The sequence below is a fragment of the Flavobacterium sp. UMI-01 genome, assembly GCF_019656315.1.
GTDB lineage: Bacteria > Bacteroidota > Bacteroidia > Flavobacteriales > Flavobacteriaceae > Flavobacterium.
In genome coordinates, this window is record NZ_BPLU01000001.1 from 52,167 (window position 1) to 64,030 (window position 11,864).

The 11,864-nt window shown below is 35.7% G+C and carries 9 protein-coding genes; 2 read left to right on the top strand and 7 right to left on the bottom strand.

Annotated elements, in window-relative coordinates:
• Window positions 1–18: 18 nt before the first annotated feature.
• Entirely contained in the window at window positions 19–2,643 is a 2,625-nt protein-coding gene (locus K5R64_RS00270) for a TonB-dependent receptor domain-containing protein (protein ID WP_220759657.1), read from the bottom strand.
• A gap of 155 nt (window positions 2,644–2,798) precedes the next feature.
• Between K5R64_RS00270 and K5R64_RS00275 the strand changes: the two genes are divergently transcribed.
• Window positions 2,799–3,815: a LacI family DNA-binding transcriptional regulator gene (locus K5R64_RS00275; RefSeq protein WP_220759658.1), complete on the top strand. Its 1,017-nt coding sequence runs from the start codon at window positions 2,799–2,801 to the stop codon at window positions 3,813–3,815.
• Between the two features lie 67 nt (window positions 3,816–3,882).
• Here K5R64_RS00275 and tsf read toward each other — a convergent pair whose 3' ends face one another.
• The 4 genes from tsf to rplM form a co-directional block, all read right to left on the bottom strand.
• Complete coding sequence (gene tsf, locus K5R64_RS00280) at window positions 3,883–4,707, bottom strand: translation elongation factor Ts (RefSeq protein WP_220759660.1); 825 nt, start codon at window positions 4,705–4,707, stop codon at window positions 3,883–3,885.
• Between the two features lie 145 nt (window positions 4,708–4,852).
• Window positions 4,853–5,617 carry a 30S ribosomal protein S2 gene (gene rpsB / locus K5R64_RS00285; protein ID WP_220759661.1) on the bottom strand — a complete coding sequence of 255 codons (765 nt, stop codon included), beginning with the start codon at window positions 5,615–5,617 and terminating at the stop codon, window positions 4,853–4,855.
• Between the two features lie 170 nt (window positions 5,618–5,787).
• Window positions 5,788–6,174: a 30S ribosomal protein S9 gene (gene rpsI, locus K5R64_RS00290; RefSeq protein WP_220759663.1), complete on the bottom strand. Its 387-nt coding sequence runs from the start codon at window positions 6,172–6,174 to the stop codon at window positions 5,788–5,790.
• Window positions 6,174–6,629, bottom strand: coding sequence for a 50S ribosomal protein L13 (gene rplM, locus K5R64_RS00295; protein WP_220759665.1), 456 nt, complete (start codon window positions 6,627–6,629; stop codon window positions 6,174–6,176). The genes rpsI and rplM overlap by 1 nt, the downstream gene beginning before the upstream one ends.
• Window positions 6,630–6,970: 341 nt before the next feature.
• Here rplM and K5R64_RS00300 point away from each other — a divergent pair, with 341 nt between their 5' ends.
• On the top strand, window positions 6,971–8,017 hold the full coding sequence (locus K5R64_RS00300; protein WP_220759667.1) for a LacI family DNA-binding transcriptional regulator: 1,047 nt from the start codon (window positions 6,971–6,973) through the stop codon (window positions 8,015–8,017).
• Between the two features lie 71 nt (window positions 8,018–8,088).
• Here K5R64_RS00300 and polA read toward each other — a convergent pair whose 3' ends face one another.
• Window positions 8,089–10,941 (bottom strand): DNA polymerase I, encoded by a 2,853-nt coding sequence (gene polA / locus K5R64_RS00305; protein ID WP_220759669.1) that lies wholly within the window; start codon window positions 10,939–10,941, stop codon window positions 8,089–8,091.
• Window positions 10,942–11,393: 452 nt separating this feature from the next.
• Window positions 11,394–11,798: a hypothetical protein gene (locus K5R64_RS00310; protein WP_220759672.1), complete on the bottom strand. Its 405-nt coding sequence runs from the start codon at window positions 11,796–11,798 to the stop codon at window positions 11,394–11,396.
• Window positions 11,799–11,864: the final 66 nt, after the last annotated feature.

Here is an 11,864-nt window from a genome sequence, read left to right on the forward strand (position 1 = left end):
ATTTATGAAACAATTGTATTAAAATTTATAAGATAAAGCCATAGAAAGTGATCTTCCTGTCATTGATCTGGCTCTAACATAGTTTACAGTATTTTCAGTGATGCTTCCTTCTTCCGCTTCTGTAATTGCAAGTGTATTGAATAGGTTATTTCCTGAGATGTTTAATGATAACCCTTTTGCTATTCCTACTTCAATAAATCCATTTACAATTACAAAACCATTCATAACTAATTGATTTGAGTCTTGAGCAAATGCTTTTGATTGACCTACGAAGCTTAAACCCAATGTGTTTTTATTATCCATAAATTTGTAAGTTGGGAGAAAACTATACATTAATTTTGGTTGTCTTCGCGGTTGGTTTCCATTGTTGTTTCCAGAAGTAATTTCGGCTTTTGTGTAGGTTAATGAACCTCTAAAGTTTAGATTATCCGTTGCATCGTAAGCAGATTCTAATTCTAATCCTAGAGATTTATAGTTGTTTTTGATAATGCTGTTAGACGTTGCTTCAAAACCTCCTTGCTCATTTGTTTTAGAATGGAAAGCCGTTGCGTACAAATATCCATTATTAAATTTATGTTTATATCCAATTTCGGCTTGAGTTAAAAAATCTAAAGCATTTATTTTATTACCATCTAAATAATCTAATCCACTAAATAAAATTCTATCAGCTTTAGCAGAAGCACCTTTACTTATTCTAGCAAATACAGATTGTCTGCTTGCTAAAAGTAAGTTAGCTCCTAAAGTGTAAGAGTAATAATCATAGTCGTAATTTACGGCTGTAGGATTGGCATTATCAATTGCGAATACACTTTGCTCTGGTGCCGAAATTACACCATCATTGTTGATGTCATAAGTTGTTGAAACCCCACCTGCAAATGAACCAGTTACTTTACCTTTGTCATAACGTAAGCCTCCTTCAAGTGATAAGTTTTCAGTTGCATCTACCGAGATGTTAATATAAGGTGCAGAAACATTATATTGTGTATCATAGTTTCTAGCTAAATTTCCCCAAGCTGGTGTTCCGTAAGCATACAATCCGTTTTCTGATAATAAAGAACCACTAGCGTTTTTTACGTCAATTAAACGCGGATTGTTATCGGATACTTCTTGTAAGTATGAATTCCATAACCAAGACATGGATATGTTTTGCATAGATTTAAACAATCCTGCAGTAATTCCTACTTTATCGTATTTTTTGGTCAAACGTAAATCGTTCATAAAATTCCCCATATTATTTAATTGGGTATCAAACATGTGAATTCTTGCTACTAAACCGTTTGGATTATTAAATGCAGCTCCATTATCGGCATAGGTTAACGTAAATCCAGCTCCGAAAGAGTTTGCAATTGCTGATGCCGTTCCTAACTCTGCAGGAAAAGGAGAGATAAATCCACCTGAATTAGATGTGAATCTAATGTTGTCAGTAATTTTCCAGTCGTTTTCTAAATTAAATGATGCGTTGGCGCCAATTGATTTTGAGATAGGATGCATTCCATTTGCTACGGGCTCTCTACGTACATTTCCATCTGGACCAAGTCCAACACTGTGAGTCAAATAAATTGATTGTAAAGCCCCTGTAGTTGCATCATAGCCATCAACACTTTTCCATGTAGGATTTGCATTAGTTCCTGAAACTGCAACAGGCATAGGCATATAAGCAGCGGTTCTGTCGTTTAAGAATTTTGTATATACTGTAATAGAACCATTTTCAAATTCTTTAGTAATATTAAATTTTAATTGTCCTCCATTATTACTATTGAAACCTGTTTTTCGAACTCCTTCACCAGTTCTATAGAAACCACCCACGTGAAAGTATAATCCCTCCCCAATTTTTGACCCATAATCTACATCGGTTCTAAAGTTACCGTAGTCTAAACCGAAGGTTGTACTAATATTTCCGCCTTCAGTTTTTCCGGTTTTACTGATAAAGTTGATAATTCCTCCAGGAGAATTTGAAGATAATGTTGATGCGGAACCTCCACGAATAGCTTCTACTTTAGCAATGTTTCCATCAAAGCGCGTAAAAATATCTGCTGTTGCAAATGCAATATCACCAAATAATAATACTGGTAATCCGTCTTCTTGAAGTTGTAAATATTTAGAACCTCCAGATGAGATAGGTACACCACGTACAGAGATATTTGAGTTCCCTTCACCTCCTGATGATTCTGAACGAATACCTGGAATAGTTCGGAAGATTTCAGCTGTAGATCTTGGTGCTGATTGAGTGATTTGTGTTGTGCCTAAAGAAGTAATAGAAACACTTGATTTTATTTTCGCTTTAGGATTTACAACTCCTGTAATAACAACGTCATCTAAGACATTTGCATCTTCTATTAGGGAAATGTTTTGTATGGTGTTTCCGTTAATAGTAACCTTTAATTCAGTTGTCTTAAAACCTATATAAGAAGCTATAATTTGTATAGTTCCGTTTTTTAAGTTAGAGAAATTATATTTACCTTCAATATCTGTAGCAATTGCTTTATTTGCATTTTTTATTGCGATATTTACGCCTGGAATAGGATTTCCAGTGGCATCAGTAACTGTTCCTGATAAATTGGAATTTTGTGCAAAAGAAATATTAAATAACAGTAACGCTATAAATAGCCCCATTTTTTTTAATAGCAAATTAGTTGTTTTCATGCTGAATAATTGTTTAGTTAATAATTTATTTGGTTATTTTTTGTCAAATGTATATCTAATGAATTAAATTGTAGAATTAAATTTAATCGAAAACGTTTTCGAAAACTCCGAAAACGTTTTCGATTTTGTTGATTTTTTTTACGAAATTTGTTTTTATGAGAGAAGCCACCCTAAAAGAAATAGCTAATACCTTAGGAATATCTATTACAACTGTTTCTAAAGCATTGAAAAATTATCCAGATGTTAGTGCGAAAACTAAGAAAGCGGTTGTAGATTTAGCTGTAAAACTTAATTATACACCCAATAGTTTTGCTGTAAATTTGCGTACTCAGGAATCAAAGACCATAGGTTTGATTATTCCAGAGGTAGTACATCATTTTTTCTCAGGTGTCGTTAATGGAATAATTGATGAGGCTGAAAAAAATGGTTATTTGGTAATTATATTACAGTCTAATGAGTCATTAGAATTAGAGAAGAAACAAGTAGCGCTTCTAATTAATAAAAGAGTAGATGGGATTATAATGTCGCTCTCTAATGAATCAAACAATGATGCTCATATTAAAGAAATCCTTCAGAAAGAAATCCCTTTTGTACAGTTTGACAAAATTTCTAAATTGATTCCTAGTTCAAAGGTTATTATTAATGATCAAAAAGCGGCTATGGATGCGGTGCAGCATTTAATTGATAGGGGGTGTAAAAAAATTGCGCATATACGTGGTCTCGAAAATCCACAAAATTCTATTGATCGATTTCTTGGATATAAAAAAGCTTTGGAAAAAAATGGAATTCCTTTTGATCCTGGGTTAGTTTACGCTTGCAAAAGTATCACTTTTGAGCAAGGAGTGGCGTTTGCTAAACAAATTATTGAGGAAGATAAAGGGATAGATGGGATTTTTGTTATTACCGATTTGGTTGCAGTTGGAGTTTTGGCTTATTTTAATGAAAAAGGTATTCAGGTGCCAAATCAAATTGCTGTGATTGGTTTTAGTAATTGGCTCGTTTCACGGGTTATTACGCCTAAATTAAGTACGGTAGATCAACCTAGTTATGAAATGGGAGTAGAGGCATTTACTGTGTTGCTGGAAGAGATTGTTTGCCGTAAAGAAAACAGAGAATTTAAACCTCGAATCATTGAGTTAGAAACAGGGATAATTGCCCGTGAGTCAACTTAGGAGAAAAATAAAAAAGCGATTTTCAATTTGAAAATCGCTTTTTAGTTGTAAAGTAAACTGTTTAAAATTAACCTAAAGCAGCTCTTCTGAAACCAGTTACAATAAGATCTTTGTCTAAAGATTTAACATAAGCAGCAACGCTTAATTTATTGTCTTTGATGTAATCTTGGTTTACTAATGTATTGTCTTTGAAGAAACGAGCTAATTTACCTTTAGCGATGTTGTCTAACATAGCTTCTGGTTTTCCTTCTTGACGAAGTAAATCTTTAGCGATTTCGATTTCTTTTTCGATTGTAGCAGCATCAACACCAGCCTCATCTAAAGCGATTGGAGACATAGCAGCAGCTTGCATTGCAACGTTTCTAGCTGCTTCTTCAGCACCAGGAACATTTGCAGATAAAGCAACTAATGTAGCGATTTTGTTACCAGCGTGGATGTAAGAACCTACGAATGCACCTTCTAATCTTTCGAAAGCACCGATTTCGATTTTCTCACCAATAACACCAGTTTGTTCAATTAATTTTTCAGCAACAGTAAGTCCGTTAAAATCAGCAGCCAAGAAAGCTTCTTTGTTGTCGAAGTTAAGCGCTAATTGAGCTAAGTCAGTAGCTAACTTTACGAAACCTTCGTTTTTACCTACGAAGTCAGTTTCACAGTTAAGAGAAACGACTACACCAGCAGTTTTAGCATCGTTAACAACAGCGATAACAGCTCCTTCAGTAGATTCTCTGTCTGAACGGTTAGCAGCTACTTTTTGTCCTTTTTTACGTAGGTTTTCAATTGCTAAATCGAAATCTCCGTCTGCTTCAACTAAGGCTTTTTTGCAGTCCATCATACCTGCGCCTGTAGCTGTTCTTAATTTATTTACGTCTGCAGCAGTAATTGTTGCCATTTGTTTTTATATTTTAAGATTATTTTTAATTGTAAAAAAAGAAATTCCAATCCTAAAATCCCAAATTCCAATTTTATTAAATCATCAATTTATAGTTGATTTTGGATGGAACTTGGAATTTTAGTTTTGGAATTTAAAATTTGATTTATTCTTCTGTAGCTGGAGTAGCTTCTGCTTGAGCAGGTGCTTCTTTTTCAGCTGCTTCTACTTCTTTCTCAGAACCTCTTTCAGAAAGTCCTTCGATTACAGCAGTAGTTACTAAAGATAAAATTTTATCGATTGATTTAGAAGCATCATCATTTGCAGGGATTACATAATCAACCTCACGTGGGTCAGAGTTTGTATCCACCATTGCGAAAACTGGAATGTTTAATTTTTGTGCTTCTTTTACTGCGATGTGCTCAGCTTTGATATCTACAACAAATAATGCCGCTGGTAATCTAGACATGTCTGCTATTGAACCTAAGTTTTTCTCTAATTTGGCACGAAGACGATCTACTTGCAAACGCTCTTTTTTAGATAACGTGTTGAAAGTACCATCTTTCTTCATTTTATCGATAGAAGACATTTTTTTAACTGCTTTACGGATAGTAACAAAGTTTGTTAACATTCCACCTGGCCATCTTTCAGTGATGTAAGGCATGTTTGCAGCTGCTGCTTTTTCAGCAACGATGTCTTTAGCTTGTTTTTTGGTAGCTACGAATAATATTTTTCTACCTGATGCAGCGATTTTTTTCAAAGCTTCGTTAGCTTCTTCAATTTTTGCTGCAGTTTTATATAGATTGATAATGTGGATTCCATTACGCTCCATATAAATGTAAGGAGCCATGTTTGGATCCCATTTTCTAGTCATGTGTCCAAAATGAACACCTGCTTCTAGTAATTCTTTTACTTCTACTTTGTTTGACATTTTTGTACTAGTTTACGTTCTGTTGATTAGCAATGTTCCTTTGGGCTCTAGGCTTTAGGCTTCATTTAGATGCTAAACTAATCTCCCGCCTCAGCGAGACATCACAACATTGTTTTAAATTCAATAATAAATTCAATATGTCTTGTTTTAATTGAACAAGACAGGTAATATTAACGTTTAGAGAATTGGAATCTCTTACGAGCTTTCTTCTGACCGAATTTCTTACGTTCAACCATTCTAGGGTCTCTTGTTAATAATCCTTCTGGCTTAAGGATACCTCTGTTTTCAGCATTTACTTCGCACATTGCACGAGCGATTGCCATTCTTACAGCTTCTGCTTGACCAGTTGAACCTCCTCCATATACATTTACTTTTACGTCAAAGTTAGATGCATTTTCTGTCATAGACATTGGTTGCAATACTTTGTACTGTAAAGTAGCTGTAGGGAAGTAAGTTGCAAATTCTTTTTTGTTTACAGTGATTACTCCTGTTCCTTCTGAAACATAAACACGTGCAACAGCGGTTTTTCTTCTACCAATTTTGTGAATAACTCCCATTACTTAAGATCGTTTAGGTTAACAGTTTTTGGTTTTTGAGCTGCTTGTTTGTGCTCAGAACCAACAACAACATTTAAATTTCTGAAAAGTTCCGCTCCTAATTTGTTTTTAGGTAACATTCCTTTTACTGCTTTTTCTACTAAGGCTGCAGGGTTTTTAGCTTGCAATACTTTAGCAGTTAAAGTTCTTTGTCCTCCTGGATAACCTGTATGGCGCATGTAGATTTTCTCGTCCATTTTGTTACCTGTAAGGTTGATTTTTTCTGCGTTGATAACAATAACGTTATCTCCACAGTCCACGTGTGGTGTGTAACTTGGCTTGTACTTACCTCTTAAAATCATAGCGACTTTTGAAGCAAGACGTCCTAAGTTATGACCGTCAGCATCCACAACAATCCACTCTTTTGTTGAGTTGGCTTTTGTTGCTGAAATTGTCTTGTAGCTTAATGCGTTCACAATAATATATTTTAATTAAACATTCCATCCCCAATAAAGGGGTTGCAAAAGTACAATTAATTATTTTAAAACCAAATACCTTAAAAGATTATTTTATTTGTGGTTTGGTCTGATTATCAATTGTCTATTTGAGTCTCTGTGAGGAAGCTTAGGTTTTTGACAATTGAGTGGGTGTTAAGAACAAAATGTTAAATTTATAGTGAAGTGTTTTTGCCTTTTTTTATGGTGTTGATTAATTCATTATCTTGCGCTTTGGAATTTTGTTACCATTGTAAAAACAACCACTACTTCATGTGTGTTTTTTTTACAGCAAAGTTTTTAGTTATAATTTATTTTAATCTATGAAAGCAAAAGCAACTCTTAAACAAATTGCAAAAGAATTAAATGTATCAGTTTCTACAGTTTCAAAGGCGCTTAATGATAGTCCAGAAATTAGTGAATTGACGAAGATTAAAATTAAAGAGTATGCAAAGCTTAAAAATTACAAACCCAATATTATTGGTTTGAATTTGAAAAACAGAAAAACCAAAACAATTGGGGTTATTATTCCTAACATCTTGAATTCTTTTTTTGCCAAAGTATTTAGTGGTATCGAAAAAGTAGCCGATGAAAAAGGTTATAACGTTATCACTTGTATTTCTAATGAATCCTTAGTAAAAGAAATAAATACACTAGAAATGTTGAGTAACGGAACCACTGATGGTTTTATATTATCGGTCTCTGAGGAAGCACAAAAACTTCAAGATTACTCTCATTTTAAAGACATCATTAACGAAGGTACGCCTATTGTAATGTTTGACCGTATTGCTGACGAAGTGGAATGCGACAAAGTGATTGTTGATGATTATGAATCAGCGGTAAATGTAACCCAACGTTTGATTGATACAGGATGCAAAAACATCGCCTTGGTTTCTTCAGTTGATAATTTGAGCGTAGGGAAATTAAGAACCGATGGGTATTTGAAGGCCTTAAAAGAAAATGGTATTCCGGTAAATGAAAATATTATTCTTCGTACCAATTCAGAGGAGGAGATGAAAAAGAGAATCGAAAGCATGTTTGAAAACAATACGATTGACGGGGTTTTTGCTTTGGACGAAAGAGATTCAGTAGCTGCTCTGAAAATAGGTATCAAAAAAGGGTATAAAATCCCAAAAGAGTTATCTATTATCGGTTTTGCAGACGGAATTTTAGCCTCTCGCCGATTGACACCAAGCTTGAGTACTGTAAGTCAACATGGAGTTGAAATAGGTGAAGTAGCTGCGAAGTTGTTAATTGATCGCTTAGAAAGCGAATCCGAAATAGAGCCTCCGTATCAAACCGTGGTCATCAAAACAAAACTGAAAGAAAGAGAATCTTCTAAAACCTTAAAAAAATCCTCCCGAAAATAGATTTAGGAGGATTTTTTGTTTGGTGATAGGATAACAATGGAACTGTTCACCAGTGTATTTAAGTGCTAAAATCAATGCGCCTCCAACCAATTTTTTCCCATTCCTAAATCAACCACCAAAGGTACTTCCAATTTAAAAGCATTTTCCATTTCGTGTTTAATCATTGGTTGGATTTTTTCTAGCTCATCATTATGCACATCAAACACAAGCTCATCATGTACTTGCAATAACATTTTTGATTTCCAGTTTTCTGATTTCAGTTTGTTGTGAATGTTAATCATCGCCATTTTGATAATGTCGGCAGCTGAACCTTGGATAGGAGCGTTCACCGCATTTCGTTCAGCGCCTCCACGTACCACGGCATTTTGAGAGTTGATGTCTTTCAAATAACGACGACGACCTAAAATTGTTTGCACGTAGCCGTTGTCACGAGCAAAATCGATTTGCTCATTGATATAAGATTTCAATCGAGGATAGGTTTTGTAATAGGCTTCAATCAAATCCGCACTTTCAGAGCGGGAAAGATTGGTTTGGTTCGATAATCCAAAAGCCGAAACCCCGTAAATAATTCCAAAGTTGACCGTTTTAGCATGGCTACGTTGTTCGCGAGTCACTTCGTCCAAAGGCACGTTGAATACCTTTGAAGCGGTTGATTTATGAATATCTTCGTTGTTTTGGAACGCTTTAATCATGTTTTCTTCGCCACTCAAAGCTGCAATCACACGCAATTCAATTTGAGAGTAATCGGCTGAAACTAAGGTGTGGTTTTCATCACGAGCAATAAACGCTTTACGAATCAGGCGTCCTCTTTCGGTACGAATCGGAATGTTTTGCAAGTTGGGATTGTTTGAACTCAAACGCCCTGTTGCGGCAACGGTTTGCATATAATCCGTATGAACGCGACCCGTTTTAGTGTTAACTTGTGTGGGTAAAGCATCAATATAGGTGCTTTGTAATTTTACCATTTGGCGCCATTCCAGAATGTCACGCACAATTTCGTTGTCATGGGCAAGGTAACTCAAAACTTCCTCTCCAGTAGCGTATTGGCCTGTTTTGGTCTTTTTTTGCTTGGCACCACCAATTTTTAGTTTGTCAAATAAAATATCTCCGAGTTGTTTAGGCGAAGCCAAATTGAATTTTTCACCCGCAGTTTCGTATATTTTTTGTTCCAATGCTTGGCTTTCAGCAGCCATTTCGGTTGACATCGCTTTCAAGAACGGAACATCAAGGTTAATCCCTTCGGTTTCCATCGCTGCTAGAACAGGCACGAGCGGAATCTCGATTTCGTCAAACAATTTTTGAGTCGCTGTTTTTTCGAGTTCTACTGCAAACAATTCTTTCAATTGGTAAGTCACATCAGCATCTTCGGCAGCGTATTCTTTGATGTCTTCAAGCGCTACATCGCGCATTGATTTTTGGTTTTTGCCTTTTTTGCCAATCAAATCTTCAATGGATTTAGGCGAATATTTCAAATAGGTTTCACTTAAAATATCCATATTATGACGCATATCGGGATTAATCAAATAATGCGCAATCATCGTATCAAACAATTTTCCAGCGACACTAATTCCGTAATTAGCCAAAATTTTCAAATCGTATTTTACGTTTTGTCCTATTTTTTCAATGGCTGGATTTTCAAAAAACGGAATAAATTTCTCCGCCAAGGTTTTGGCTTCGTCTTGATTTTCGGGAAACGGCACATAAAATGCTTTTCCTTTTTCATACGAAAACGACATACCGACTAATTCCGCATGCAAAGCATCCAGTCCTGTGGTTTCAGTATCAAAGCTAACCGAAGTTTGTTTTTGTAAATTTTGCAACAGTAATTTAAGTCCTAAATCACCTTGAACAATTTGGTACGAATGTGGAGTGGTTTCCAGCGTTCCATAAAACTGCTGGTGTACTACTTCGCTATCGTGAGTAGGTAAGGTTGCGGAGAACAAGTCAAATTGTTCTTCGTTCTTCGGTTGTGGTTTTTTGTATAATTTAGTGTCAGGTTCTGGAGCTATTTTGACTCCCCCTCCTTCGGAGGGGGCTGGGGGGAGGAAAATTGCATCAAACTGCTCCGCCATTCTTCTAAACTCCAATTCGTTGAACAAAGCATCTGTTTTCTCCACATCAGGAGTCGAAAGCTCATAATCCTTTTCGTTAAAAGTTACAGAGCAGTCTAGTAAAATCGTGGCTAGCTTTTTAGACAATAACCCTAACTCTTTGTTGGCTTCAATTTTTTCTTTCATGGCGCCTTTCAGCTCGTGGGTGTTAGCCAAAAGGTTTTCCATAGAGCCGTATTGTGCTAGGAATTTTTTGGCGGTTTTTTCGCCCACTCCAGGCAAGCCAGGAATGTTGTCGGCGGCATCCCCCATCATGCCTAAAAAGTCAATTACCTGCTCAGGTCTTTCAATTTCAAATTTTTCCAAAACCTCAGGTACTCCCCAAATTTCAATGCCGTTCCCCATACGAGCAGGGCGGTACATAAAAATATTTTCAGACACTAGCTGCGCAAAATCCTTATCAGGAGTCACCATGTACACCTTGTAATTTTGCTTTTCGGCTTGTTTGGCAATCGTCCCTATCAAGTCGTCGGCTTCGCAACCCGCTACTTCAATAATCGGAATATGCATGGCTTTTAATAATTCCTGAATATAAGGAACCGCAATCTTAATCGCCTCAGGAGTTGCATCGCGATTGGCTTTGTATTCAGGGTATAAGGAATTTCGCAAATCACTTCCGCCTTTGTCAAACGCCACCGCCAAATGGTCTGGTTTTTCACGCTTAATCACATCCATCAACGAATTCATAAACCCCATAATCGCCGAGGTATCCATTCCTTTCGAATTAATTCTCGGGTTTTTGATAAAGGCATAATACCCTCTAAAGATTAAAGCATAGGCATCAAGTAGAAAAAGACGTTTTTGAGCAGACATAATGAAAAATTTTGTCGTAAAAATAAACAAACCTTTTTTAAAACTTCACTTTTTTAAAGTTCATTATCCGTCTTTTTTAAGGGTGACGTTATTATTTGGGCGTGCCACCAGCAAGGAAAAGGGGCAAGCGTCATTGTGGTTAATTGCCCCTTTTTCTTGCTGCTGTCGTGCTATCCGTTGCAAGTCCTCAACCCGTTCCGCTATTGCTACACGGGTTTGCGGGCTTTCCACTGCTATCACTCACGCGGGAGTTGGGGGATTATTAGCGTTTAGTGATTTGATTTTAATGTTGCTACTCCGTAAAGTTTGTCATTCCGTAGGAATCTCAAGAATTGTGAATTGTTTGTGTGTGACGCTTTCAGCGGGACAGACAGCAAGCTAAGTTTAATTTTTTTTTAATTTCGATTGAGATGATTTGTAATCCGTTCTCAATTTTATTATCAATTCTAATTTTAGGATGAAATTGTATTTTTTAACTCTTCAATTCTATTATTAATCGCTAGAATTTTAAGTTTTTGCTCTGTTGTTCGTATTTCTGTTTTTTCAAAAATATGTCCGTCAGGCCAGATGAGTTTTGTTTTTATAGCTTCTTCTTTTAAAATGGCGTGAAATTTTTCATCTATTTTTTCAAATGCCCAAATTCTCCATTTTGCAATAAATAAGGACCAAACAAGCCAACCTAGAAGGAATGAGATTACAAAGCCAACCAACATAATTGGTCTGGAAATCAATTCTATCTTGTTTAGGTAATAGAAAATTCCAATAAAACTAAACATGACAATAATTACAGGGAAATTGATGAAAATTTGTCCTTTGTTTAGTACTTTATTTAATTTTATTTCTTCTTCTCTTGTCATATTTTAAATTAGTTTTAATTCATGGATTTTTTGTTTTGAAACATCTGGGTCGTCTAGTTCTCCAAA